The sequence below is a fragment of the Bounagaea algeriensis genome, assembly GCF_054491375.1.
Genome location: NZ_CM137102.1, coordinates 1,947,052 through 1,972,956, shown reverse-complemented (window position 1 = coordinate 1,972,956; position 25,905 = coordinate 1,947,052). Strand labels below are relative to the sequence as shown.

At 69.7% G+C, this 25,905-nt stretch carries 23 protein-coding genes and 1 pseudogene; 16 read left to right on the top strand and 8 right to left on the bottom strand.

Features of this window, described 5'->3' with window-relative positions; all coding sequences use genetic code 11:
• The first annotated feature begins 16 nt into the window (after nt 1-16).
• The 3 genes from ACVGV2_RS08910 to ACVGV2_RS08900 all read left to right on the top strand — a co-directional run bounded on the left by ACVGV2_RS08910 (nt 17) and on the right by ACVGV2_RS08900 (nt 3,528).
• Nucleotides 17-1,387, top strand: a complete 1,371-nt coding sequence (locus ACVGV2_RS08910) for an MFS transporter (RefSeq protein WP_459165576.1) — start codon at nt 17-19, stop codon at nt 1,385-1,387.
• Nucleotides 1,384-2,604: a M24 family metallopeptidase gene (locus tag ACVGV2_RS08905; protein WP_459165575.1), complete on the top strand. Its 1,221-nt coding sequence runs from the start codon at nt 1,384-1,386 to the stop codon at nt 2,602-2,604. The genes ACVGV2_RS08910 and ACVGV2_RS08905 overlap by 4 nt, the downstream gene beginning before the upstream one ends.
• Nucleotides 2,605-2,706: 102 nt before the next feature.
• The gene (locus tag ACVGV2_RS08900) at nt 2,707-3,528 is read left to right on the top strand and encodes an IclR family transcriptional regulator (protein ID WP_459165574.1); all 822 of its coding nucleotides are present in this window, start codon (nt 2,707-2,709) and stop codon (nt 3,526-3,528) included.
• Between the two features lie 20 nt (nt 3,529-3,548).
• Here ACVGV2_RS08900 and ACVGV2_RS08895 read toward each other — a convergent pair whose 3' ends face one another.
• Nucleotides 3,549-4,427, bottom strand: a complete 879-nt coding sequence (locus ACVGV2_RS08895) for a polysaccharide deacetylase family protein (protein ID WP_459165573.1) — start codon at nt 4,425-4,427, stop codon at nt 3,549-3,551.
• A gap of 32 nt (nt 4,428-4,459) precedes the next feature.
• The gene (locus tag ACVGV2_RS08890; protein WP_459165572.1) at nt 4,460-5,935 is read right to left on the bottom strand and encodes a purine-cytosine permease family protein; all 1,476 of its coding nucleotides are present in this window, start codon (nt 5,933-5,935) and stop codon (nt 4,460-4,462) included.
• 118 nt (nt 5,936-6,053) lie between these two features.
• Between ACVGV2_RS08890 and ACVGV2_RS08885 the strand changes: the two genes are divergently transcribed.
• The 10 genes and pseudogenes from ACVGV2_RS08885 (at nt 6,054) to ACVGV2_RS08840 (ending at nt 15,991) form a co-directional block, all read left to right on the top strand.
• The gene (locus ACVGV2_RS08885) at nt 6,054-7,559 is read left to right on the top strand and encodes a PucR family transcriptional regulator (protein ID WP_459165571.1); all 1,506 of its coding nucleotides are present in this window, start codon (nt 6,054-6,056) and stop codon (nt 7,557-7,559) included.
• 567 nt (nt 7,560-8,126) lie between these two features.
• Entirely contained in the window at nt 8,127-8,429 is a 303-nt protein-coding gene (locus ACVGV2_RS08880) for an urease subunit gamma (RefSeq protein ID WP_459165570.1), read from the top strand.
• Entirely contained in the window at nt 8,426-8,896 is a 471-nt protein-coding gene (locus ACVGV2_RS08875; protein WP_459165569.1) for an urease subunit beta, read from the top strand. Before ACVGV2_RS08880 ends, ACVGV2_RS08875 begins: the two co-directional genes overlap by 4 nt.
• Nucleotides 8,893-10,602, top strand: coding sequence for an urease subunit alpha (locus ACVGV2_RS08870; RefSeq protein ID WP_459165568.1), 1,710 nt, complete (start codon nt 8,893-8,895; stop codon nt 10,600-10,602). Before ACVGV2_RS08875 ends, ACVGV2_RS08870 begins: the two co-directional genes overlap by 4 nt.
• A gap of 11 nt (nt 10,603-10,613) precedes the next feature.
• Nucleotides 10,614-11,282 (top strand): urease accessory protein UreF, encoded by a 669-nt coding sequence (locus ACVGV2_RS08865; protein WP_459165567.1) that lies wholly within the window; start codon nt 10,614-10,616, stop codon nt 11,280-11,282.
• Complete coding sequence (ureG, locus tag ACVGV2_RS08860) at nt 11,275-11,973, top strand: urease accessory protein UreG (RefSeq protein WP_459165566.1); 699 nt, start codon at nt 11,275-11,277, stop codon at nt 11,971-11,973. Before ACVGV2_RS08865 ends, ureG begins: the two co-directional genes overlap by 8 nt.
• Nucleotides 11,974-11,980: 7 nt before the next feature.
• Nucleotides 11,981-12,760, top strand: a complete 780-nt coding sequence (locus ACVGV2_RS08855) for an urease accessory protein UreD (protein WP_459165565.1) — start codon at nt 11,981-11,983, stop codon at nt 12,758-12,760.
• Between the two features lie 305 nt (nt 12,761-13,065).
• Nucleotides 13,066-14,020, top strand: a pseudogene (locus tag ACVGV2_RS08850) (pseudouridine-5'-phosphate glycosidase).
• Nucleotides 14,001-14,879, top strand: a complete 879-nt coding sequence (locus ACVGV2_RS08845; protein WP_459165564.1) for a carbohydrate kinase family protein — start codon at nt 14,001-14,003, stop codon at nt 14,877-14,879. Before ACVGV2_RS08850 ends, ACVGV2_RS08845 begins: the two are co-directional and overlap by 20 nt.
• Nucleotides 14,880-15,034: 155 nt before the next feature.
• Nucleotides 15,035-15,991 carry a nucleoside hydrolase gene (locus ACVGV2_RS08840; protein WP_459165563.1) on the top strand — a complete coding sequence of 319 codons (957 nt, stop codon included), beginning with the start codon at nt 15,035-15,037 and terminating at the stop codon, nt 15,989-15,991.
• A 149-nt stretch (nt 15,992-16,140) separates the two neighbouring features.
• On the opposite strand, the gene ACVGV2_RS08835 is transcribed toward ACVGV2_RS08840, so the two are convergent.
• The 4 genes from ACVGV2_RS08835 to ACVGV2_RS08820 all read right to left on the bottom strand — a co-directional run bounded on the left by ACVGV2_RS08835 (nt 16,141) and on the right by ACVGV2_RS08820 (nt 19,744).
• A complete protein-coding gene (locus tag ACVGV2_RS08835) occupies nt 16,141-17,565 on the bottom strand; it encodes an MBL fold metallo-hydrolase (protein ID WP_459165562.1) in 1,425 nt (474 codons plus the stop codon).
• A 130-nt stretch (nt 17,566-17,695) separates the two neighbouring features.
• Nucleotides 17,696-17,965, bottom strand: a complete 270-nt coding sequence (locus ACVGV2_RS08830; protein WP_459165561.1) for a metal-sensitive transcriptional regulator — start codon at nt 17,963-17,965, stop codon at nt 17,696-17,698.
• A gap of 166 nt (nt 17,966-18,131) precedes the next feature.
• Complete coding sequence (locus ACVGV2_RS08825) at nt 18,132-19,028, bottom strand: cytochrome c biogenesis CcdA family protein (protein WP_459165560.1); 897 nt, start codon at nt 19,026-19,028, stop codon at nt 18,132-18,134.
• Entirely contained in the window at nt 19,025-19,744 is a 720-nt protein-coding gene (locus ACVGV2_RS08820; protein ID WP_459165559.1) for a DsbA family protein, read from the bottom strand. Before ACVGV2_RS08820 ends, ACVGV2_RS08825 begins: the two co-directional genes overlap by 4 nt.
• Before the next feature lie 123 nt (nt 19,745-19,867).
• On the opposite strand from ACVGV2_RS08820, the gene ACVGV2_RS08815 reads away from it, so the two are divergent.
• The 3 genes from ACVGV2_RS08815 to ACVGV2_RS08805 are packed head-to-tail and all read left to right on the top strand — an operon-like array spanning nt 19,868 to nt 21,737.
• Nucleotides 19,868-20,326: a hypothetical protein gene (locus ACVGV2_RS08815; RefSeq protein ID WP_459165558.1), complete on the top strand. Its 459-nt coding sequence runs from the start codon at nt 19,868-19,870 to the stop codon at nt 20,324-20,326.
• A gap of 29 nt (nt 20,327-20,355) precedes the next feature.
• Nucleotides 20,356-20,721 carry a BlaI/MecI/CopY family transcriptional regulator gene (locus ACVGV2_RS08810; RefSeq protein ID WP_459165557.1) on the top strand — a complete coding sequence of 122 codons (366 nt, stop codon included), beginning with the start codon at nt 20,356-20,358 and terminating at the stop codon, nt 20,719-20,721.
• Entirely contained in the window at nt 20,718-21,737 is a 1,020-nt protein-coding gene (locus ACVGV2_RS08805) for a M56 family metallopeptidase (RefSeq protein ID WP_459165556.1), read from the top strand. Before ACVGV2_RS08810 ends, ACVGV2_RS08805 begins: the two co-directional genes overlap by 4 nt.
• A gap of 121 nt (nt 21,738-21,858) precedes the next feature.
• Here ACVGV2_RS08805 and ACVGV2_RS08800 read toward each other — a convergent pair whose 3' ends face one another.
• Both ACVGV2_RS08800 and manD read right to left on the bottom strand, forming a co-directional pair.
• A complete protein-coding gene (locus ACVGV2_RS08800; RefSeq protein ID WP_459165555.1) occupies nt 21,859-24,360 on the bottom strand; it encodes a penicillin acylase family protein in 2,502 nt (833 codons plus the stop codon).
• Nucleotides 24,361-24,592: 232 nt separating this feature from the next.
• Nucleotides 24,593-25,831: a D-mannonate dehydratase ManD gene (gene manD / locus ACVGV2_RS08795; RefSeq protein WP_459165554.1), complete on the bottom strand. Its 1,239-nt coding sequence runs from the start codon at nt 25,829-25,831 to the stop codon at nt 24,593-24,595.
• Nucleotides 25,832-25,905 lie beyond the last annotated feature (74 nt).

Genomic DNA, 25,905 nt, shown 5'->3' with positions numbered 1-25,905 from the left:
CTCGGGGGTGGGTTACATGCCTTCCTCGGCTGCTGATCCCGACCACTCTCCTCGTACCCCGGCGCCGGCGACGATGCGCCGCGTCGTGAGCGCGAGCTTCATCGGCAACCTCGTCGAGTGGTTCGACTACGCCGTCTACGGCTACCTCGCCACCACGATCGCCGGTGTCTTCTTCCCCGAGAGCTCCGCCACCGCAGGACTGCTGGCCACGTTCGGCGTTTTCGCGCTATCGTTCGTCATCCGCCCCGTCGGCGGCCTGTTCTGGGGGCACTTCGGCGACCGGGTCGGCCGGCGCACCGCGCTGTCGCTGTCCATCTTGATCATGTCCGCAGCGACCTTCGTGATCGCGCTGCTGCCCGGCTACGCCCAGGTCGGTATCACCGCACCCGTGTTGCTGCTGCTCACCCGGCTCGTACAGGGGTTCTCGGCAGCGGGCGAATACGCAGGAGCGGCGGCATTCCTCTTCGAGTACGCACCGCGGAACCGCAGGGGCCTCTACACCAGCGTCGTCCCGGCCAGCACCGCCGCCGGACTCCTGCTCGGCTCGCTCGTCGTCACCCTGCTGACATCGACCCTGTCCGAGGACGCGATGTCCTCGTGGGGATGGCGCGTTCCGTTCCTGCTGGCCGCACCGCTGGGTTTGATCGGCCGCTACATCCGGATCAAGCTCGAGGACACGCCCGAGTACCGGGAGCTGGAGCAGCAGCAGTCCGCAACGCAGGCCCCGCTGAAGCAGACCTTCGCACACAACAAGCGCCGCCTCCTGACCGCTTTCGGCGTGACCAGTCTCAACGCGGTCGGGTTCTACATGCTCCTCAGCTACATGCCGACCTACCTGTCCAACGAGCTCGGTCTGGGTGAGACGGGCTCGTTCGCGTCGACCAGCATCACGCTCCTCGTCTACATCGCCGCGGTGTTCGCGATGGGACGCCTGTCCGATCGGATCGGCCGCACGACGATGCTCACCACCGCCGGCGCGCTGTTCGCCGTGCTGACGATCCCGGCGTTCCTCCTGCTCGGGGCCAGCGGCCTGATCGGCGTTGTACTCATCCACGCGGCGCTCGGGATCGTGCTCACCACGAACGACGGCACGCTCCCCGCCTTCCTCGCCGAGCTGTTCCCGACGCAGGTCCGCTACAGCGGCTTCGCGTTCAGCTTCAACACCGCCAACGCGCTCTTCGGCGGGACGGCGCCGTTCGTGGCCACGTCCTTGATCCAAGCGAGCGGGCACCCGGTCGCTCCTGCCGGGTACCTCGCGGCCGCCGGACTCGCCGCGGCGCTGGTCATGCTCGCCGCACTTCGCAGTTCTTCCGGACCCGGTCCCGCAGGGCCGCTGCCGGATGCCGTTCCGCACAACGCCGATCACGAGAAAGGATCCGTCCGATGAGCATGGAACGCCTCAAGAACATCCACAACGGACAGCGAGTCGTGCCGACGTTCTCCGAAGCGGAGATGCAGCGGCGCACGACAGCACTGCGCAAGCAGATGTCCGAATCCGGTGTGGACGCGGTGGTGTTCACGAGCTACCACAACATCAACTACTACAGCGACTTCCTCTACACCGCCTTCGGTCGCAACTACGCGCTGGTGGTCACGCAGAACAGCCACGTGACCGTCTCGGCCAACATCGACGCCGGCCAACCGTGGCGGCGCAGCTTCGGCGACAACATCGTCTACACCGACTGGCAGCGCGACAACTACCAGCACGCCATCGCCAGCGTGCTCGCCGACGCCGGAGTCAACCGGGGGCGCCTCGGTGTCGAGGACGACGACGTCACGCCGATGCTGCGCAGCCAACTCGCCGAGGCACTGCCGGGATTCGAGCTCGTCGACATCTCGGCGGTCACCATGGCGCAGCGCATGATCAAGTCCGACGAGGAGATCGCCCTGATCAAGCAGGGGGCGCGCATCGCCGACCTGGGCGGTGCCGCCGTGACCGAGGCCATCACCGAGGGATCCCCCGAGTACGAGGTCGCCCTCGCGGGCACCCGGGCGATGGTGCGGGAGATCGCGCGGACTTACCCCGACGCGGAGCTGCGCGACACGTGGGTGTGGTTCCAGTCCGGCGTCAACACCGACGGCGCCCACAACTGGCCCACCGCACGGCAGGTCCAGCGCGGTGACATCCTCAGCCTGAACTGCTTCCCCATGATCGCGGGGTACTACACCGCTCTGGAACGCACCCTCGTGTACGGCGAACCGACGGAAGCCCAGCTGCGGTACTGGCGGGTCAACACCGCCGTGCACGAACGGGGTCTGGAACTCATCCGCCCCGGTGCGGTCTGCGCCGACATCGCCGCCGAGCTGAACGAGATCTACGACGCCGAAGGGCTGCTCGCCAACCGGACCTTCGGCTACGGCCACTCCTTCGGCGTGCTGTCGCACTACTACGGCCGGGAAGCCGGCCTCGAGCTGCGCGAGGACATCACCACCGTCCTCGAACCCGGCATGGTGGTGTCCATGGAACCGATGATCACGATTCCGGAGGGGCAGCCCGGAGCCGGCGGGTACCGCGAACATGACATCCTCGTGGTCACCGAGAACGGTGCTGAGAACATCACCAACTTCCCCTACGGACCCGACCACAACATCCTCCCCGCCTGACGGCGGTCCGCGGGTCGCGCCGGTCTCCACCCCCTCGTCCGGGACGGAGACCGGCGCCCTCGCGGTCGGTGCGATGTGCGGTGGCGCAGGAGCAACGCGACCATGACCGACAACGACGAGCTCGAGCGGCAGGAGTCCAGGAACCCTTCCTCGATGCTGCGCAACGGCGTTCGCATCCTGCACGCGTTCTCCGTGGACGAGCCGGCGCTGGGAGTCACCGAGATCGCCCGCAGAGTGGACCTGCACAAGAGCACGGTCTCCCGGCTACTGCACCAGCTCGAACAGATGGACCTGGTGCTGCGCGACTCGGAGAGCGGGCTCTTCCGGCTCGGTCTGGGACTGATCGGCATCACCGGTCCCCTGCTGGCCAACCTCGACGTGCGCCGCCTGGCCTACTCCTCCCTGGAACGCCTCACCGAGCGCACCGGTGAGACGAGCGCCCTGGTCGTGTGGAGCGGCCACGAGTCCGTCTCGGTCGAGCAGGTCGCCAGCCCGAACCAGGTCAAGCACACCACCCCCATCGGGACCCGCTACACCACTTCGGCCAGTGCTTCGGTGCAGGTGTTCCTCTCCGAACTGCCGGAAGGACGCGCGCGGGACCTGCTGGAGCGGGGGTTGATGCGCTCCACCCACCACGACGAGTCCGATGTGGACTCCTACATCGAACGGCTCGCCGCCGTGCGAAGTTCCGAAGTGGCCGTCAACGCGGGTGAGACCCACGTAGAAGAAGTCGGTATCAGCGCACCCGTGCGCGACCACCGCGGCCACCTCGTGGCCGCCCTGCTGCTGTCAGCTCCCAGTTTCCGCATCTCGCCCGAACTGCGCGCCCAGCTGGCCGGAATCGTGCGCGAAACCGCCGCCGAGGTGTCGGCCCGTCTCGGCGCGAGCAGGTGCGGCGGCACGAGCGTGCCGCCGCACCCCTGACCCGCGGCCCCACCACCCGCTCACACCGGCACGTCGACAAGCCGCTCGTGCACTCGGGCGGGTCCGCACACCGGTTGCGCGTGCGCGGCGATCTCGCCGAGCGAGGTCACCCACATCCCGTCGAGCGAGCGGAGCAGCTCCAGCAACCGTTCGAGCATGTCCGCCTTGGCGGGGCGCCCGGATAAGAACGGGTGAGTGGTCAGCACGAAGCAGCCGCCCTCGGCGTGGCGTGTCCTGGCTTCCAGCGACCACATCTGCAGGGCCTTCTCCGGACTCTCGATAACGCCGCTGCCCGTCCAACCTGGGTAGAACGCGAACTGCTCCCAGTCATCGAGCGCCCAGTCCACCGGGATCTCGACCAAGCTCGTCGATCCTGGGCCCGCGGTGGCCATCAGGTACGGCACGTCGTCGTCGAGCAGGCTGGAGTCGTAGGTGAAGCCGCGCTCGGCCAGCAGTCGCGGAGTGTGCCAGTTCATCTCCCACCAGGGCGCCCGGTAGCCGATCGGCCGCACGCCGGCGACCCGCTCCAGCGCCTCGAGACCTCGATCCAGGTATTCGGCCTCCGCCTTCTCGTCCAACCCCCGCATGGCCTCGTGCACGTAACCGTGGTGCGCCACTTCGTGACCGTCGTCGATGATGGCTCGCACCGTGCCCGGATAGCACTCGGCCGTGTAGCCGGGCACGAAGAAGGTCGCCCGCACGTCCTGCCGGCGCAGCACGCGCAGCAGGCGCGGCACGCCCACGCGGGGGCCGTAGGACTGGTGTCCCATCAGCGACATGCGCTCCACCGACTGCGGGTCCTGCACCAGCACGCACGACTCGCCGTCCACGTCGAAGGTCAGTGCCGCGGCTGCCTGCACGCCGTGCTTCCACGGGAAACCACCGGGATTTTCGGACATGTTCGACCTCGTTCCACATCGGAATAACACGATCAGGAAAGGGCGGGGCTGCGAGCCCCGGACGCTGTGCCGGAGTCGCGCTCACCGAGGTAGTTGCGATGCACCCGCCGACCCAGCGAGGCGTAGAGGGCCGCCGAGACCAGTCCGCCGGCCAACCAGGACAGGTCGATACCGCCCATGGCCCCGGCGACGGGACCCTGGAAGATGTCCAGCACGCCGTGCATGAACAACCAGGTGGCGACCACGCCCGCGCCGAAGGAGACGATAGCGGCCCAGTTGACGTCCGGAAGCCGGTCGCTGTCGACGGGGGCGAACAACCGTTCCACGTGCCGGTTGTCGCGCTCGAGTCCGAAGAAGTGCACGAGCATGATGCCGGCCCACGAGGCGATCCAGGCCACCAGGGAGCCGAGCCAGGAGTCCAGCACGGCGGCGAATTCGCCGTGGAAGACGAACAGCGCCACGCACACCATCGAGAACACGCCCACCAGCAGGCTCAGTTTCCGGCGGGAGGCCTTGATGTCCAGAGCTTGCGTGGCGACGCCGAAGGTGTAGATGTTGAGGATGTTCGTGGCGATCGGCCCGTGCACCACGAGGAACAGCACCGGCACGGCCAGCGAACCGTAGTTGTCGACGATCAGGCGGCCCGGATCGGCTTGGCCGTTCTCGGTGGCCAGCGACGCGCCGAGGACTCCGAGCCAGACAACGGGCAGGAACTGGCCCAGCGTGCTGGCGAGGTAGAGCCTGCGGCGCGGCACCGCGGTGCTGACGAACCGCGAGTAGTCCGCGGCATAGGTGAACCAGGTGATGCCCCAGCCGATGCCGATGGCAGTCATCACAGCGGTCATCACGCTGAGCCGCTCGACACCGGTCAACACCTCGCCCGGAGGGCCCGCGTAGCTCCAGTCGATGTCCAGCTGCGTCCACGCCACCAGGGACATGAGCAGCAGCACCGCGATCGTCGGTGGCACGGTCCAGCGCTCGAAGGCGGAGATGGCGCGGTAGCCGATCCAGGAGATCACCACCTGCACAGCCATGATCACCGCGGCCACGGCGATCTTGGCGACGTAGTTCTCGGCAACCGGGTCGACCAGCCCGAGCTCGCCGAACAACGCCATGACGAGGTCCAGGATGATCCACGTGTTGACGGCGCACCATCCCACGGCGAGCAGTGCCTGGATCATCGCCGGCAGGTACGCGCCGCGGCGCCCGAAAGCGGCCCGGGACAGCACCATGCCGGTCACGCCAGTGCGCTGGCCGAGCAGCACGAACAGACCGAACAGGGACATCCCGATGAAGTTGCCGGCGATGAGCACGATCAACGTGTCGGACAGCCCCAGCCCCAGCTGGATACCGAGAGCGCCCAGCACCCAGTTGATCGGCGCGATGTTCGCCCCCGCCCAGATCCAGAACTGGCCGGAGACCCTGGTCGTGCGTGCTCGCTCCGGTATCGGCTGCAGAGAGTCTTCTAGATCATCTGCCGCAGCATCCTCCGACGTAGCGCTCGTCATCGGTACTCGCTTCCACTCGGGCTGCTGTCGCCCGCCCATGCTTGTGGCGCTGGGGAGAGGAAACAAGGTACATTTCGTCAATCAATATCCGACAGTCATTGGACATATCGTCATGTCTATGACGCTCGACACTGTTCTGCGCCATCCCAGCGTGCTGCGTGGAGAACCCACGCTTCTGACCGAAGCGGCCCACGGCTCGCGTGCCGTGCGGTGGATCCATTCCAGCGAAGTCGTCGACATCGCTCCGCTGCTGCGCGGTGGTGAACTGCTGCTCACCGGCGGAGTCGTGCTCTCGGAGACCGATCCGCCCCGCCAGCGCGCCTACGTCCGCGAACTGGCCGCGCACGGTGTAACCGCGCTCGCCGTCGAGACGGCCACCACCGGTCTCGATCTGCCCGAGGCCTTGATCGACGAGTGCCGCGAACAGCGCTTCCCCTTGATCCAGCTCACACGCCCAGTCCCGTTCGTGGAGATCACAGAGAGCATCAACGGCCTGCTGATCAACGAATCCGTGCAGCGGCTCCGCCTCGCCGACTCGCTCTCCGATGCGCTGTCGACGCAGCTGACTTCCGGGGCCGATCTGCAGCAGCTCACCGACACGCTCGCGGACAGCACCGGCGCCTGGATCACGATCCGCGACCGGTCCGGGGAAGCGCTCGCAACAGCACCCCATCACGAGCCGGGCTCCCCCGACGGGAACGAGCCGCACCGCGCACCCATCACCGTGCACTGCGTGACCACCGCCTACCTCGACGTGCACCCCGCGCCGGAGACCGAGCCCGCGGCGCTCGAAGCGGCTCTCGATCGCGCGCCGCAAGCCTTCGGGCTCGCTCTGCTGCGTGCGCAGCCGCCCACGCCCGGTGCACGTGCAGCCCGTGCCCTGTTCCAGCGCCTGCAGGACCCCGCCGCTCACACCGATGATCTTGATGACTTGCTCACGAGCGCGGGGTTGACCAGCACCGACGCGTTCGTCGCCGTCATCGCCGCGCACGCGGAACCGGGCTTGTCCGGAGCCCTGGAACAGGTTCTGCAGCGCAACGGGCGGAAGACGCTCGGCCACATCGACGACCACGAATTCCTCGGTCTCGTCGCCCTCGAACCGCAGCACCCCGAGCGCTGCCGGCAATCCCTCGTCGACGACCTGCATCAGGTCGGCGATCTCACCGCCGAGCGTTCGACCATCGGCGTCGGTCCGCTCGTCACCGGCAGCGGGGAACTCCCGCACGCAGTGACCGAGGCACGTCGCTGCCTGCGGCTGGGCCCCGCGGAAACGGATGCCGGTGGAGTCGTCGACGCCGCCACGTGGTCGCTGCACAGGCTCGTGCACCAGCTCAACGCCGACGATGCCCTGCACCGGTTCGTCCGCGAACAGCTCGGCGGGCTGCTGCACGAACCGCACGGAACCAGACAGCGCCTGCTGCACACGCTGCAGGTCTTCTTCGACTGCGCGGCCAACAAGACCCGGGCCGCGCAACGGTTGCACGTGCGCAGGCAAACCCTGTACCAGCGGCTCGACAAGCTGTCCGAATGCCTGGGCCGCGACGTCACGGATCCCGAGAAGCTCGCCGACCTGCAGGTGGCGGTCCGGCTCCGAACCGTCCTCAACGGACGCGCGGCCGAATGAACGCCCGCACGCCCACTGGACGGAGCGGCGTGCTCCGCGAACGTCCGGTACCACTGCGCCTCGACGGGGACGCGGTCGCAGGTCCGCCAGCTCACCCCGGCACGACCTCCCGAGGCGATGCACCTGGCGACCACCGGGCGAAGCGGCCTGCTGAACCCGGACCACCAACGCACAGATCCGAGCACCGCAGAAGCTGCGGAGCAGAACGCAGCGGTCCGAATTTCCTGAACCGGAAGCGGGCAATCGGTTCGAATTCTTCCGGAAGCCGGGGAAGAACTGGTTGTCGTCGTCGCGGCGACGGAGTGCGCGGCACCACCGCGCGCACCGCTGCACCCTCATCTTTTTTCGGCCACGTGTGTTGAGAACCACCAATTTTTCCGCCCGCTCCTCATTCGCGGCGCGCGCACGCGCGCTGAAAACGGCCCGCAACGCCGCTGAAAAATCGACTTTGACCAGTTGTTCCAACGATTCTCCGGAGGACGAGGTCCGAGTTCCGCCTCGGTGTGCGGGCGATCCGGGGAAGGCTTACAGTCGCTCATGAACGACTCAGCGATGTGAGGTGCTCTCATGAATCTCACTCCGTCCGACACGGAGAAGTTGCTGTTGAGCGTTGCGGGCATGATCGCTCGGGATCGACGCGACCGGGGCGTCCGTCTCAATCACCCGGAGGCGGTGGCCCTGTTGTCGTGCTGGGCGATGGAACGCGCGCGCGAAGGATCCACCGTCGACGACCTCATGAGCGAGGGGCGGCGCGTTCTCGCGCGCGGCGACGTCATGGAGGGAGTTCCGGAAATGCTCTCGGACGTGCAGGTGGAGGCGACGTTCCCGGACGGTCGCAAGCTCGTCACGATCACGGAGCCGATCGCATGATCCCCGGCGAAGTACGCGTCCGCGAAACCCCGCTCACGCTCAACGCCGGCCGTGAGCGGCGCACGCTTCTGGTCGTCAACGACGGGGACCGCCCGATCCAGGTCGGGGCTCACCTGCACTTCCCCGATGCCAATCCGGCCTTGAACTTCGACCGGGAGGCGGTGCGGGGGTTCCGGCTCGACGCTCCTGCCGGGACCTCGGTGCGCTTCGAACCGGGTGTGAGCCGGACGGTCGAGCTGGTCGCGCTCGGCGGGAGCCGGCACGTGCCGGGCTTGCAGGTCCACGAACGGGAAATGCCGAAGCACGTGCGCGAGCCGAAGAAGGTCGTCCCGTTCGGCACGCCGGGTTCCGAACCCGCCGCGCCCACCACCGCCTCGCCCCCGGCCCGGGCGAGGGTCACCGAGGAGGCCGCGCGTGACGAGCACGACGAGGAACCTCACCAGCAGCGACACGAGGAGGACCAGTGAGCCAGATCAACCGTCGTGAGTACGCCAAGCTGTACGGACCGACGACTGGCGACCAGGTGCGACTCGGCGACACCGACCTGTGGATCGAGGTCGAGCAGGACTTCTGCGCCGGCGGCGACGAGGCCGTTTTCGGCGGCGGCAAGAGCATCCGCGAGTCGGGGGCGCAAGGCGTGACCACGCGCTCGGAGGGCGCGCTCGACCTGGTCATCACCAACGTGATCGTGCTCGACCACTGGGGTGTCGTGCGCGGCGACGTCGGCGTCCGCGACGGACGCGTCGTCGCCGTGGGCAAGTCGGGCAACCCGGACGTCATGGATGACGTGCACCCGGATCTGCGCATCGGTCCGAGCACCGATGTCATCGCCGGTGATCGCAAGCTCCTGACCCCGGGCGCGATCGACACCCACGTGCACTTCCTCACCGAGATCGAGATGGCCGAGGCCCTCGCCACGGGAACCACGACCCTCGTGGGCGGCGGCACCGGCCCCACCGAAGGTTCCAAGGCCACGACCGTGACGCCGGGCGCGTGGTCGTTGACGATGATGCACCGCGCCCTCGACCACCTGCCGCTGAACATCATCCTCTTCGGCAAGGGCAGCACGGTCAGCGCGGACGGCCTCGCCGAGCAGGCGTTGGCCGGGGCCGGCGGTTACAAGGTGCACGAGGACTGGGGCGCGACCCCGGCAGCCGTCGACGCGTCCCTGCGCGCCGCCGACGACTTCGGCCTGCAAGTGGCCCTGCACGCGGACAGCCTCAACGAGACGGGCTACGTGCAGCACACGCTCGACGCGATCGGCGGCCGGGGCATCCACGCGTTCCACTCCGAAGGCGCCGGTGGCGGGCACGCACCCGACATCATCGTCGTCGCCGGAGAACCCAACGTGCTGCCGGCCTCGACGAACCCGACCCTGCCGCACACGGTCAACACCGCCACCGAGCACCTGGACATGCTGCTGGTGTGCCACCACCTGAATCCGCAGGTCCCCGAAGACCTCGCGTTCGCCGAATCGCGCATCCGGCCGACGACGATGGCCGCCGAGGACATCCTGCAGGACATCGGGGCGATGTCGATCACCTCCTCCGACGCGCAGGCCATGGGCCGCATCGGCGAGCTGGTGTGCCGCACGTGGCAGGTCGCGCACGTGATGAAGGCCCAACGCGGCTCTCTGGACTCGTCGCTACCCGCGGACAACGAGCGCGCCCGCCGCTACGTCGCCAAGTATTCGATCTGCCCCGCGGTCGCGCACGGCATCGACCACGAAGTCGGTTCGGTCGAGCCCGGCAAGCTGGCCGACTTCGTCCTGTGGGATCCGGCCTTCTTCGGCATCCGCCCCTTCACCGTGATCAAGGGAGGCGCTGCGGTGTGGGGCGCGCTCGGCGACCCCAACGCGACGATCCCGACGCCTCAGCCGGTCGTCATGCGCCCAGCCTTGCCGCAGGGACCGTCCTCCGCGCCGCACCTGTCGGTGAGCTTCGTGGCCCAGTCCGCGTTGGACGACGGCCTGGCCGACAAGCTCGGCCTGCGGCGCAGGCTCGCCGCGGTGCGCCCCACTCGGGAGGTCACCAAGCACGACATGCCGAACAACACCGCGCTGCCCCGCCTCGACGTGGACCCGGAAACCTTCGCGATCAGCATCGACGGTGAACGCGTCCGCCCGAACCCCGTCGAGACGGTGCCGTTGGGCCAGCGCTACACGTTCTTCTGAGGGAGAGACCAGTGGACCCGGACCTGGGCGTCCTGCTCCTCGCCGATGCCCGCCTGCCCACCGGTGGGCACGCGCACTCGGCCGGTCTCGAACCCGCGCTGGCAGCGGGCCTGGACGGTGCGGAGGTTCCCGAGTACCTCCGCGCCCGGCTGCGCTCGGTGGCCCTGGTCGACGCCGCGGCATCGGTGCTGGCCCTGCGCGCCAGCCGTACCCGACCGGTCCGGCTCGTCGCCGTCCACGACGCACTGCTCGCGCGCACGCCGACCGAGCCGATGCGCGAATCCTCCGGTCTGCTCGGACGCGGGCTGGCGCGGTTGGCCGCACGGCTGTGGCCCGAGCACCCGGCGGTGGTCGCACTGGACGAGCTCGGTCCACGCCCCCAACGTCCCGTAGCGCTGGGGGCGGTGGCCGCGGCGATGGGGCTGGCGGAACGGCAAGTCGCCCGGGCCTGCCTGTACGAGGACGCCCAGACCGTGGCCGCAGCGGCACTGAAACTGCTGCCCGTGGACCCGGCCGACACCGCTCGCTGGGTCTGCGAGGCCGCGGACGTCGTCCAGGAATCGATCGACCGGGCCGTCACCACCACCGCCCCCACCGACCTGCCGGCTGTCACCGCCCCGCTGGTCGAGCACTGGGCGCTGCAGCACACCACCCGCGCGAGGAGGATCTTCGTTGCTTGAGCACGAGCACCGCGACAACGCCACCCCCCGGCCGCTGCGACTGGGAATCGCCGGGCCCGTCGGTACCGGGAAGAGCACCCTGATCGGCACGCTGTGCCAGCAGCTTTCGTCCGAAATGGACTTGGCCGTGGTCACCAACGACATCTACACCGACGAGGACGCGCGCATGCTCCGCGCTGCCGGCGTCCTCCCGGTGGAACGGATCCGCGCCGTGGAAACCGGCGCCTGCCCGCACACGGCGATCCGCGACGACGTCACCGCCAACCTCATCGCCGCGGAGGACCTCGAACGGCGGTTCGCTCCGCTGGACCTCGTCCTCATCGAAAGCGGTGGCGACAACCTCACAGCGACCTTCAGCCCCGCCCTCGTCGACGCCCAGCTCTTCTGCATCGACGTGGCCGGTGGCGGAGACGTCGCCCGCAAGGGCGGGCCCGGCATCGAACGCGCCGACCTGCTCGTGATCAACAAAACCGACCTCGCCCCGCACGTGGGCGTGGACGTGCCCAGGATGGTCGCCGACGCACGCACGGTGCGGTCCGGCCTGCCAACCCTGGCGCTGTCCCGAGTGGACCCGGTGGCGACCGGCGAACTGCGCACGTGGGTGCACAGGATCGCCTCCGAGCACCGCAGCGGCGAGCGCACTGCCGCGGACCCGGGACCGATGGCACCGCACACCCACCAGCACGGGTGAGACCACGATGGCAACAGTGTCGATCGACCTCGTCGATGGCGCCGCGCGGGCCGCGGTCCTGCGGGGAGGGAGCTACCTGCGCCCTCTCCTGCTCGACATCGAAGGTCCGTGCGCGCGCATCGCCCTCGTCGGCGTGTGCGCCACGCTGCTCGCCGGCGACGACGTGCAACTCGACATCGAAGTGGGCAGCGGTGCGCACCTCGAACTCGTCGAACCCTCCGGCGTGGTCGCCTACGACGCCCGGGGCGGTCACGCGCGCTGGAGGGCCAGCGCGCACATCGCAGCCGGCGGATCGCTGATCTGGCACGCCGCGCCCTTCGTGGTCTCCGACGGCGCCGACGTGCAGCGCCGGACCGAACTCGTCCTCGACGACGACGCGCGGGTCCTGATCTCCGAAACACTGGTGCTCGGCCGCAGCGGCGAAGACGGGGGGCGCCTGCACGCGCAACTGCGCGCCACCCGAGCTCACCGCGAGCTCCTGGTCGAAGAACTCGACCTGCACTCGCCCGAACTGCGGGCAGCCCCCGGCCTGCTCGGAGACGCCCGTGCGCTGACCACGGTCGCGCTGCTCGGGGTCACCCCGACCGAACTGATCACCTCCGGGGAAACCCTCATCGCCGGTCCCGGAGCGCTCGCACGGACACTCGCGCAGCACGCCCACACCGCCGAGGAGACCCTGCGGAGCACGTGGGCGCGCTGGCGAAGCCTGGTGGAGCCCACTGCATCGACATCGCCGCAGGACCGCTCGACCAGTCATCCTCGCGCGCCGGAACGGGACCCGGCCTGATCAGGTGCCGTCCAGTTCCGCGCCCACCCGATGGACGAGACCGAGAAGAGCCGCGACCAGCGATCGCGGGCCCGCCGCATGCAGACCACCGACATCGGCGGGGGTGGTCAGGCCCGTCAACGGCACGGCGGTGGCACCGAGGAGAGACGCTGCGCGGTCGACTCCGGAACCAGGCCGAACGCGCGGCCGCCCGCGAGCAGGGAGGAACGGCTTCAAGCTACCAACCGACGCGCGATCGTTGGTTGGTCACGCTCCTCCGGTGGCCTAGCATCACCGCAACAGAACCGCAGATCTGCTGGAGCGCCATGTCGACCGCCACACCGCCTGCAGCCGTGTCCGTGTCCACCGAAGTGCGCTCGGCCCTGGAAGCGGGACGACCGGTGGTCGCCCTCGAGTCGACGATCTTCACGCACGGGCTGCCGCACCCCCGCAACGTGGAAGTGGCCCGTGCGGCCGAGCGGCAGCTGCGGGATTCCGGAGTCGTTCCGGCCACGGTCGGGGTCCTCGGTGGAGTCGCCACCGTGGGCCTGTCCGAGGAGGAGATCGAGCACCTGGGTGCGATGGGGTCTCCCGCCAAGGTGAGCGCGCGACCTGCCGGTGGTCGCGGCCAAGGGGCTCGGTGGCGGCACCACGGTCGCCGCGACATCGGTCCTCGCCCACCGCGCGGGCATTTCCGTGTTCGCCACCGGCGGGATCGGCGGCGTGCACCGCGGAGCGGGCACGAGCTTCGACGAGTCGGCCGATCTGGTCACGCTCGCCTCGACCCCGGTCGCCGTCGTCAGCGCCGGGGCGAAGTCCATTCTCGACATCGCGGCGACGTTGGAACGGTTGGAGACGTTGAACGTTCCCGTCGTGGGATACCGCACGACGCGCTTTCCCGGCTTCTACGTCGCCGATTCCGGCCACGAGATCGGACGTTCCGTGGACGGGCCGGACGAGGCCGCTGCCGTGCTCTCCGCCCACAGGTCGCTGGGGCTGCCTTCGGCGGTGCTGGTGGCCAACCCCGTTCCGGTGGCGGAGCAACTGCCGCCGGACCTGCACGAGACGTTGCTGGCCGAGGCGTGGGCGGCCGCGGAGCGCGAGCAAGTCACCGGGCAGGACACCACACCGTTCCTGCTCGACTACCTCCAGCGCGCCTCCGGCGGGCGCAGCCTGGAGGTCAACATCGCGGTCTACCGCAACAACGTCGCGGTCGGCGCCGACATCGCGCGCTCGCTCGCCGACCGCGGAGGAGGGCAACATGCTCGGCGTGCTGGGTGATCTCGTCGAGGACGTCGTGGTCTGGTTGGCCGAGCCCGCGCAGGAAGGCACCGACACCGAGGTCTCCCTGAACCGCGGGCGGGGAGGCAGCGGCGCGAACGTCGCCGCGTTCGCCGCTTCGCGGCACCCGACCCGTTTCCTGGGCTGCGTCGGTCCCGACGCGGTCGGTGATGCGCTCGTCGCCGACCTGGCGGCCGCCGGCGTGGACGTCCGGGTGCAGCGCCGGGGCCGCACCCGCACCGTCGTCGTCCTCATCGACGACCGGGGCGAGCGCAGCATGTTCCCCGATCGCGGGGCCGCGTCGATGGTCGAGAACCTCGACGAGGCGTGGACCAGCGATCTCACGCACCTGCACCTGCCGGCTTACTGCTTCGCCGCCGAGCCGATGGCCGGCACTGCCCGCGGGCTCGCGCGGCGGATGCACCGGCAGGACGCCACCGTGTCGGTGGACGCGTCGTCGACGGGGATGCTGCGCCGGTACGGTCAGCACCAGTTCCTCGACCTGATCTCCGAACTCGCACCGGCGCTGCTGTTCGCCAACCGCGACGAAGCCGACCTCCTGGAACTCGCGCACGACAACGATCCCGGCCCGGGGCTGGCCGCGGTCCCGCAGACCACCGCGATCGTCAAGGACGGCGACCGGCCGAGCACGGTGTTCGTTCCGGGTGACCGACCCGTGCAGGTCCCCGTCGCCCCGGTCCGCAACGTGCGCGACCTGACGGGGGCGGGAGACGCGTTCGCCGCCGGATTCCTGGCGGAGTTCCTCACCCGCGGCGACCTGGCAGCCGCCTGCGAAGCGGGCCACGCCGCGGCAGCGGCGGTGCTGCACGCGCCCGGAGCGTCGATCCGGCCCTCCTGAGCCGCACACGCCGACCTGGCCCGCGCACCGACACGGCCTGCGCGCTGACCGCCCCCGGGCGCAGACGCGGCCCCACGCGCTACTGAGGTGGCAACGTCGCCACGTCAACTCACGAGCCGGAGCCGTTCCGGCGCGACCGATTGGGAGGAGCTGCGTTGACGAACCGGATTCCCCTGGTGCTGGACTGCGATCCCGGACACGACGACGCGTTCGCCCTGCTGGTGGCCGGCGCTTCGGAGGTGGTCGAGCTGCTGGCGGTGACGACGGTGGCCGGCAACCAGACGGTGGACAAGACCACCCGCAACGCGTGCCGAGTGCTGTCCGCGGCGGGCCTGACGAGCGTGCCCGTGGCCGCCGGAGCTGCTCGACCGCTCGTCCGCCCCCTGCGAGTCGCCGAGGACGTGCACGGCGAATCCGGTCTCGACGGGCCGGCCTGGGCCGATCCCGTGGTGCGGCCGATCGACCTCGGCGCCGTGGACCTGCTCAGGCGGACGCTGAGCGCCGCGACCGAACCCGTGGCACTGGTCGCGACCGGTCCGCTGACGAACGTGGCCGCCCTGTTGACCGCGCACCCCGAGATGGCCGAGAACGTCCGGGAGATCTCGTGGATGGGCGGGTCCACCGGCCGCGGCAACGTCGGCCCGTTCGCCGAGTTCAACGCCGCCGTGGACCCGGAGGCGCTGCACATCGTTCTGCGTTCCGGCCTGCCGGTGACGATGTGCGGACTGGACGTGACGCACCAGGCCCTGGCCACGGCACCCGTGGTGACCGCCCTGCGCGAGCTGAACACGCCGTTGGGCGCGGTCACCGCCGAATTGCTGACGTTCTTCGCCTCGACCTACCGGGAGCTGTTCGGATTCACCGCTCCGCCGCTGCACGATCCGGTCGCCCTGGTGCGTGTCGTCGATCCGACGCTCGTGCAGTGCGTGCGGGTCAACGTCGAGGTCGAGTGCAGTGCTCAGTGGACGGTCGGGGCGACCGCGGTCGACCTCGATGGCCGCACCGGTCGCGAACCCAACGTCGACGTGGCACTGCAGCTCGACGTCGACCGGTTCTGGGAACTGATCGTGAGTGCCGTGGCCCGGTACGGTTCCGCCTCCACATCGGACTGACCGTTCCCGCTCCACAACCGTGGATTCGCTCCGCCGCCGCACGCCGCCCTCAGCCGGGCGCGGACGGGTCGGCGGTGGCGGCAACGGCGACGAGGCGGGGATCGCGGTGCGCGCGGGGTGACCCTCCGCTGGCGGTTGCAGACGTCGGCTCAGCTCCCGCGCACCAGGGGCACGCCGGCTCCTGCGGCGGCGCTGTAGTGGTCGTCGATGAGCACCGGTTCGCGTCCGGCGCTTTCCAGCAGGGAGGCGGCTGCGGCGGCGCGGTAGCCGCTGCCGCAGTGCACCCACACCGTCCCGGCGGGGACTTCGCCGAGCCGGTCTTCGACCTCGTAGAGCGGGATGTGCACCGCGTCGGTGACGTGCGAGGTGGCGAACTCCTCGTTGGTGCGCACATCCAGCACGACGTCCGGTGCGGAGGGCCCGTCGGTGGTGCCGGTCAGCGCCGCGGCCAGGTCCGCGAACGTGGCTGTCGGAGTGCTGCGCAGCTGGCCGCGCTCGACCGCCAGCTGGTCCGGGGTGCCCACCGCGGCCGCGGCGAACTCGTCGATGCCGATCCGCCCCAGCTCCCGCTGGGCTTCAGCGACCTGCTCCCTGGACTCGCCCAGCAGCGTGAGCGGGGCGCCCCAGTCGATCATCCAACCCAGCCAGGTCACCATCGGTCCGTCCAGGCCGAGAGCGACCGTGCCGGCCAGGTGCGAGACCACGTAGGCCTTGCGCGAGCGCAGGTCGACCACCCACTCGCCGCGCTCCAGCCGACGCCGCAGCTCTTCCGGTTCGGCGCGGGCCGGTTCGCGCAGGTTGAGCGGCTCCGGTCCCGCGGTGTTCAGCACTCCCATGTGCGCGTAGTAGGCCGGGTAGACGTCCAGTCCGGACAGCGTCTGCTCGACGAAGTCGCCTTCGGCCAACGTCAACGCCGGGTTGCTCGCCTTCTGCTCGCCCAGCGTCGCCGAGTCGCCCGAGGCCTGCGTCGCCGAGCAGAAGCTGCCGAAGCCGTGGGTCGGCCAGATCTGCGCGCCGTCGGGCAGGACCGACGCCAACTTCTGCGCGGAGGCGTGCTGGTGCCGGGCCAGCTCTTCGGTGTACTGCTCGTCCACCAGGTCGGTGCGCCCCGTCGTGCCGAAGAGCAGCGATCCGCCGGTGAACACGCCCACCGGTCCGCTGTCACCTTCCAGCACGTAGGACAGGTGGTTGAACGTGTGCCCCGGGGTGGCCACGGCTCGCACCCGCATGTGCGACGACGGTTCGAGCACGTCGCCCTCGGACAGCGGACGCCGGTCGAACGACACGTCGTCCGCGGCCGCCAACCCGTAGTCGGCACCGGTCAACCGGGCCAGGTCCAGTCCGCCGGAGACGTAGTCGTTGTGCACGTGCGTCTCCAGCACCAGGACGATGCGCACGCCCAGCTGCCCGGCGAGCGCGATCACCCGGTCCACGTCCCGCTGCGGGTCCACCACCACGGCCACGTCCCCGTCACTGGCCAGGTAGCTGCGATCGCCCAGCGAGGAGGTCTCGATCACCTCGACGGTCAGCCCACCGGCCAGGTGGTCCTCCCTCTTGGCAGCACTCGTCGTCACAGCCGGTCACTCCTCTCGATCCCACATCCGGTTCCGATCCGCGGCGCCACGCCGACGCCGTCCACGCTGCCTCAACCCCCCGGGGTACGTATTCACCGCACACCTCCTGCCGGGAGCTGGAGCACCGCGCTCAGGCCAAGGAGAGGAACAGCCGTTCCAGCTCCTGCTCGGTCATCGGTGGCTCGTCACCCTCCTCCCGCGCCTGCTGGCAGTGCCGCATGCCGCTGGCGACGATCTTGAACCCCGCACGATCAAGAGCACGGGAAACGGCGGCCAGTTGGGTGAGCACCTCAGCGCAGTCCCCACCTTCCTCGATGGCCTCGACCACACCGCTCAGCTGACCCTGCGCCCGGCGCAGCCGGGTCAGCGCGTCACCGACCATCTCCGGTTTCATCTCCACGGCAACCATCTCCTTTCGCCCGGTCCCAACGTAACCTACCCCGGGGGGTATTCCGCACGGGCGAGGCGAAACGGCGAGCGCGAGGTCACGAGACCGCGACGCCCGCGGATCGGCACCGGCTTCCGCCGGAGCTGCGCGGCAGCGAGCCCAGAGCTCCGCGGGCACGTCACTGTTCCTCCGCGGCCGAGGTGGCGGTCGCGTCCTCGGCGTCCTCGGCGCTGTCCGCCGCGGCCTGCGCACGACGGGCGCGGCGCGCCCTGCGCAGAGCCCAGGCACCAGCGATCATCGCGGCGACCAGCAGCAGGCCCAGCACGACCGCCTGGTCCGAGACCAGACCCGCGCCTTGCTGCACCCAGGCCTGCAGGGCGAACTGCGCGTCCATGCCGACGACGCCGCCCAACGAACCGGTGCCGTCGGTGAGGATGAAGACGAAGCCCAGCGCGATGAACACCAGTCCGGCGATCAGCGTCGTGCTGTGCACCCGGACGACGCCCAAGTTGAGCGCACGTCCGCGCAGCCACGAGCGCCTCCCCAGGTCGAACCGGTCCCACAGGGCGGCGATGACGAACAGCGGCACCGCCATGCCCAGCGCGTAGATCGCCAGCAGGATCCCGCCGTAAGCGGGGCTGGAGCCGGTCATCGCCATCGACAGCACGGCGCCCAGCAGCGGGCCGGCGCAGAACCCCGCGAGTCCGTACACCGTACCCAGCAGGTACACCGACACGCCGGACGAGATCTTGATCCGACCGCTGAGCCGCTGAGCCGCGTTCGACCCGAAACCGAACCCGAAGATCTGCGCGATGCCCAGGCCGATCATGAGCAGGCCGCCGATCAGCACGACGACATCGCGGTGCTCGTTGAGCACCGCACCGATCGAACCCGCGGCCACCCCCATCGGGACCAGCGTGGTCGCCAGCCCGAAGTAGAAGAAGACGGTGCGCATCAGCAGCCGCACCCGGTCGGCGAACGCGTAGGCGAAGAAGGCCGGCACCAGCAGTGCCGAGCAGGGGCTCAGCAGGGACAGCACACCGCCGAGCAACGCGCCCAGGTACCCGATGTTCATGCCTTCTCCTTCTCCGCTTCGATCACCTCGATGAACTGCTCCTTGGGTTGCGCGCCCAGGATCGCCTGCCCGTTGATCACGAACGTGGGCGTGCTCGTCACCCCGATCCGCTGGCCCTCGCGAAGATCGCGATCGATGGCCTGCATGACCTCGGGACTGTTGCGCGTGGCGTTGAACTGCTCCATGTCCGGAACACCGGCGTTGCGGGCCACTTCCCGGATGCGCTCAGCGGGGAAGTCGGGGTGGCCCTGGCCTTCGCGCGCGCCGATCTCGTAGGCCGCGTCGTGGAACTGCCAGAACTTGCCCTGCTCGGCCGCGGCGCGGCCGGCCCTGGCCATCGCGTAGGACTGCTCACCGAAGATGGGGAAGTCGCGCCACTCGATGCGCAGCGTCCCGTCGTCGACGTAGCGCTTGACCAGTTCCGGTTCGATGTCGGTGGCGGCTTTCGCGCAGTACGGGCAGCGGAAGTCCTCGTACTTGATCATCACCACGGGGGCCTCCGGACTCCCCTTCGCCAGGGGGTCTCCCGGCTCGCGCCGCTGCAGGGATTCGAGCTGCTCGGCGGCTTGCGCCTGCTGGGACCGGGCTTGTTGCTGCTGGCCGCCCTGCTGGTCGGACTGCTGACCGGCGAAAGCGCCCCAGACCAGCGCCACGACGGCGAGCACGCCCACCGCGGCGAACACCCACACGAGCCAGGACGATCGCTTTCCGCCCACCGATGCCATTCCCTCGCTCCCAACGATCGCAGGTAAATCCTAGAAGACGTAGTAGTACTACTATTTAGCATAGTAGTATGTCCCGCACCGTCAGCTGAGCCCCCGCGGGAAAGGTGAGCAACCATGCGCAACTGGAGCGCGCGCCGGTGGGCGGTCGCCGCGGCCGTCTCGCTCGTCGTCGGAATCGGCATGGGAGTCGTGGCCGATCTCATCCCCAACCCACTCTTCGTGCGGATGATCCCCGCACCGTGGTGGAGCTACCCGGTGTGGATCGCTTCCGCGGTCCTGTCCGGGATGCTGGTCGCCACCTACACGAGTTCGGGGACGGGCACGAGCTCCCGCTCGGACGGCAACCAGCGACGCAGCCTCCTCGGCGGCGTCCTCTCCTTCCTCGCGGTGGGATGCCCCACCTGCAACAAGCTCGTCGTGGTCGCGCTGGGCACCAGCGGAGCGGTGACGTGGTTCGCCCCGATCCAACCCGTCCTGGCGGTCGGATCGCTGGTCCTGCTGGGGTTCGCGCTGCGATCCCGGCTGCGCACCGTCGACAGTTGCCCCGTCCCGCGGAAGCGGGCGCGAGCATGACCTACCCTGCGCGGAGAAAGGGGTGCTCAATGCGCAGTCTCGGCCCGCTCGAGTCAGCGGTGATGACCCTGCTGTGGAACAGCGACGCCGCCCTGAGCGTCCGGCAGGTGCTCGACGATCTGCGCGATCGCGACCTCGCCTACACCACGGTGGCCACCGTCCTGGACAACCTCCACCGCAAGCAGTGGGTCGACCGCGAACGGCTGGGACGCGTCTGGTTCTACAGCCCGCGCGTGCAATCCAGCGATCACGCTGCATCCCTCATGCGGGAGGCGCTGGCCTCCAGCAACAGCACCCGCGCCACGTTCCTGAAGTTCGTCGACGAGATCAGCGAGGACGAGGCGACGTTGTTGCGGGAGCTGCTGTCCGAAGCCACTCCTCCGGAGGAACGATGACGTCGCTGCTGCTCGGCCTGTCCGCCTACGTCGCGGGACTGGCCGTGTTCGGCCCGCAGCTGATGCGCGCCTGCCGGCGCTGGCAACGAGCCGCACCGCGGCTCGGCCTCGTGTTCGGGGTCGCCCTGCCCACATCCTGGATCGTCGCGGTGCTCAGCATCGGACTCGCCGCCACCGCGCAACTCTCCGGTGGTCTCGGACTGGCCGGGCTGCTGCACGCCTGCCTCCGCGCCGTGCAGGTCATCCTCGGCGTGCACACGCTGGCCGACGCCCCGGCCGCCATCGCGCTGACGGGCTCGCTGGCCGTCGTCCTGCGCTTGGCAGCCGTCGCTGCGCGGCAGGCCCACCACAACCGGAGGAAGCGGAACTCGCACCGGCGCGTGGTGTGCAACCGGACCGAGAGCGCGCACCACGAGGAGCAGCGGATCTGCGTGGTGGACGACTCCGCGCTGGCGGCGTACTGCGTACCGGGGCGCAACGGAGCGATCGTGGTCACCACGGGCGTGCTGCGCGGACTCCAGCAGCGCGAACTCGACGCGGTCATCGCCCACGAGCAGGCGCACCTGCGCGGCAGGCACCACCTCTGCACGGCCTGGGCATCGGTCCTGGCCCGAGCGTTCCCCTTCGTACCCCTCCTGCGAGCCACTCCCGGTGAAATCGCCCGCCTCGTCGAGTGGCTCGCCGACGACCACGCCGGCAACCGGCACGGCAGGCACACGGTCGCCCGAGCCCTCGCCACGATGGCGACCCCCGCCCCCGAACCAGCTGGCGTGCACAAGACCGCCCTGCCCGCTACCGGATCCGACGTGCTGGACCGCGTGCGACGTCTGGTCAGCCCGTCCGCACGTTCCGGCCCCGCCCACCGGCGGATCGTCGCGGCGATGACGCTTCCCGCCATCGCGCTCACCGCGGCCGCGGCCGCGGTGCTGCCAGCCGCAACCGCCGACCCCACACCGCTGTGCCGCACGCCGATCACCGCTGAATGGTGCGAGGCCCGCGAGGCACAGTTCGGGTGAGGTCGCCGTCCCGCTGCCCGCACACGCGAAGCAGCGGGGCGGCGCCCCCGCGAGCACGTCCGGGACGGAGGGACGCAGGCGCGACCGCTCCGGGCCCACGGCACCGGGGTGTCCACAGTGCTCAATCCCGCAGGATGCGGATCGATTCGCGGTGCGCGAGCACGTCCGCGCGGCTGTGCCACACCGGCTTGCTGCCGAAATCGAAGAACAGCCCCAGCTGGTCGCGGTAGTGCGGCCCGGTCGACCCGTCCGGGGCGACGAACCCGCTCTGGCCGGGCGCTGCCACTTCGACCGCCTCCACGCGGTCCGGCTCGAGGCTGATCATGTTGTTCTCACTACCGCGGTTGGCGAAGACGCCTTCCTCGACGGCCCTTCCCGATGCGGCTTGCGGCACCCCGGCGAAGTTGCTCGTGCCGAACGTGGCCGGCACGACCGGGGCGCGCCACACCCGCATGTCCGGACCGTGCTGCGCGCGCAGGTCTTCCAGAGCTGCTGTGAGCGCCTCGCGGACCACTGCGTGCGGATCGCGCCCGCCGAAGAGGTCGACGTGCTGCTCCACCCCGGCGTCGGCTCCCAGCAGGGCGTGGTGCAGCAGCTGCGTACCCGGTTGGACGTTGAGCGAGGCGAGGCCCTCGCTGGAGTCCGGGTATCCGGCGTCGGCGTAGCGCTGGTACGTGCGCGGGGGCAGCTCGCCGGCCAGGGTGTGCTCGAGCATGCGTTCCAACCACCGCCGCACGATCAACCCGCCGGGGTGGTCGTAGCGGCCGTCGCCGTCGCTGTCGACGTTGGCGCGGTCCCAGGAACGCACCAGCTCCACGGCCCGGGACTCCGCCGACTCCGGCGGCAGGTCGACGACGGCGGCGCTCAGGTGCTCGACGAAATAGCGCGCGTTGACGTCGACGAACGAGGTCTCCCGGATGACCTGCCACGCCTGCTGCGGGGTGATCCCGGAACGCCCCGCCAGCCGGTCGTTGATCTCGCGGACCCGGTCGGCCGCGGCCCACGGGCCCGAGCCCTCGTAGCCCGGGGCGGGTTTGTTGTTCCAGTTGGCGAGGAAGCCCTGCTCCGGGTTGAAGACCTTCGGGTTCCACGAGAACGGTTGCAGCCCCTGCCATTCCATGTCACCGGCACCCGAAGCGGGCAGGCGGGGGTCGGCATCGGGATGGCGCCTGGGGTACGCGCCCGTGTGCGCGTAGCCGATGTTTCCGCGGCGATCGGCGTAGTACCAGTTGATCGTGGTCGCGTTGCGGGCCGCTTGCTGCAGCCACTGCGACCACGAGCGGGCACGTGTGGAGTCGATCCAACCGAGCAGGGACTCGAGCTCGCGCCCGGCCCAGGACCGCTTCTTGCTGTAGGCCACGCCCCGTTCCGGATCGCTGGCGATCACCGGGCCGTGCACAGTGGTGTGCACGGTCGTCTCCACCGCTTCCTGCCCGCGCACGGCGATGGTCTCGGTGCGCGCGTCCATCTGCCGGTAAGAGCCGTTGAACAGGTACTCGTGCGGATCGTCCGGGTTGAGCTGCTCGGCGAAGACGTCGGTGGTCGCGCCCATGCCCGCGGTGCCTCCCCAGGCGATGTGACCGTTGTGCCCGAACAGGATCGCCGGGTACCCGAAGGGGGTGTTCCCCACGAGGTCGAAACCCGCGCCGTGCAAACCGACCGAGTAGGTGTAGGCGGGTTGGAAGAAACCGAATTGCGGCCCGTTGACGAGGATCGCACCGCCGGAGGCGGTCTTGGACCCACCGATCAACCACGCGTTGCTGAAGCGCGCACGACCTGTCGACGGATCCCCCTCAGCGGCCAGTCCCGCGGCTGCAGCGTGCGCAGGGGGCATGTCAGCGCTCGTCCGCGGCGCGGCCGCGGGGGCAACGCCGATGGCCGGAATCCGCACCTGCCGAGCGTCGATCGCCGCGGCGGTCCGCGGGAAACCGCGGTGTTGCGCTTCCGGAGCGGGGACCGTCGTCGGAGCATCGGGGTCGTCACGCCAGACGATCTGGTCGAACAGCAGCCGGCCCTTCCGCTCGCCGTGCTGCTGCACCAGTTCCTGCAGCGTGTCGAGGTTCTCGGGCTGCGAGGTGGCGTCCGAATAGCGGTGCGCCATCGTGCCCACGAAGATCATCACCACGTCCAAGCCGGTGAACGTGGCGGGGTGGAAACCGCTGTCACCGTACTCCTTGGGCAGCGAGGAGTCGGCCTCGGCCATTACCTCGCCGATGCGGGCGTTGACCCCGTCGGCATAACCCTCGAAGATCTCCCCGTCCTGCCGGGACAACCCGTCGTACTGGGCACGCACCGCTGCAGTGTCCACATCGGAGCGCACCGACACGTCGTGGTCCACCCAGTCCGGGCCGAGCACTTCCGCCACGCGTCCGGTGAAGGTGCGCCGCGCCATGTCGAGCTGGAACAACCGGTCCTCGGCGATGCTGTACCCGTACCCGTAGAACAGGCCGTGGCGGTCGGCCGCGTAAATGTGCGGAGTCCCCCACGTGTCCCGAACCACGGTGACTCCCCCGCCCAGCGACCGGCGATCCGCAGCACCGGAAGCCGGGGCGACGGCCGCGGAAACACCCAGCGCGGCGGCAGCGGCCAACGTGCTCCGGCGACTCACCTTCCCGGGGTCCACACCCGCTCCCCTCACCTCGAAAACGGCAGGCACGGAAACCTGATCCGCGGACGCTCGTCACATACCGACCGATCGGTCAGTATTTCGACGTTGACGCAGTCAAGCACGCTCGATCACGGCTGTCAACGCGCGAACTCGGTCGCGCTGTTCCGCGCGTCCACCCGTTTCGCGTACGAGCACCGCGGTCACCGAGCTGGCCGCCGAACCAGTCGGCCTCCAGAAGGTGCTGTGCTCACCAGTCGTGGACCGTTCCGTCCTGCAGCCGGTTGACGGGCAGGTAGGCCCTTTCGTACGGGTACTTCGCCGCCAACTCCTCGTCGAAGTGGATGCCCAGCCCCGGCTCCTCGCTCGGGCGCAGGCCACCTTCGGCGAACTCGTGCGTCGGCCCGAACACCTCGCGGGTCTGCTCGCTGTGCACCATGTATTCCTGGATGCCGAAGTTGTGCAGCGCCAAGTCGAGGTGCACCGCCGCGGCCAGGCCGACCGGCGAAACGTCGGTCGGCCCGTGCATGCCCGATTTGATCTGGTACATCGCCGCGTAATCCATGATCCGGCGCACGCTGGTGATCCCACCGGCATGCGTGACCGGTGAGCGGACGTAGTCGATGAGTTGCTCCGAGATCAGGTGCTGGTAGTCCCAGATCGTGTTGAACACTTCTCCGATCGCCAGCGGCGTCGTGGTGTGGTGGCGCACCCACCGCAGGGCTTGCTGGTTCTCGGCCGGCGTGACGTCCTCGAGCCAGAAGAGATCGTAGGGCTCCAACGACTTGCCCAACTTGGCCGCTTGAATGGGGGCCAGCCGGTGGTGGGCATCGTGCAGCAGTGCGATCTCGTCACCGAACTCGCTGCGCACCGCCTCGAACACCGACGGCACGTGGCGCAGGTAGGAGCGCGTGTCCCACGTCTCCTCGGTGGGGAGCGCGGACCGGCGCGCAGGTTCGTAGTCGTAGCGGGTGTCCGCACCGACCGAGCCCGCCGCGCTGGAAGCGACCCCGTACACCGAGTCCAGCCCCGGCACGCCCGTCTGGATGCGGATCGCGCGGAACCCCTCCTCCAGGTGCTGGCGCACCGAATCGAACAGTTCATGCAGGTCCTGGCCGCTCGCATGGCCGTAGACCAAGCACCGCTGCCGACTCGCCCCTCCCAGCAGCTGGTACAGCGGCAGCCCGGCGACCTTGGCCTTGATGTCCCACAGCGCCGTGTCCACGGCGGCGATCGCGGCCATCGTCACCGGACCCCGCCGCCAGTAGCTGCCGCGGTAGAGGTACTGCCACGTGTCCTCGATGGCGTGCGCATCGCGCCCCGCCAGCAGGGGGGCCACGTGGTTCTCGAGGTAGCTGGCCACCGCCAGCTCCCTGCCGTTGAGCGTGCCGTCGCCGCAGCCGACCACACCGTCGTCGGTGGTGATCTTCAACGTGACGAAGTTGCGCCCAGGACTGGTGATGATGACGTCTGCGCTCTCGATGCGCACTGCTTTCTCCTCGTGTCGAAACGGACGACGGGCAAGGCCCGACCGGATCACGACGCGGCCGGTGCCCGGTGTGC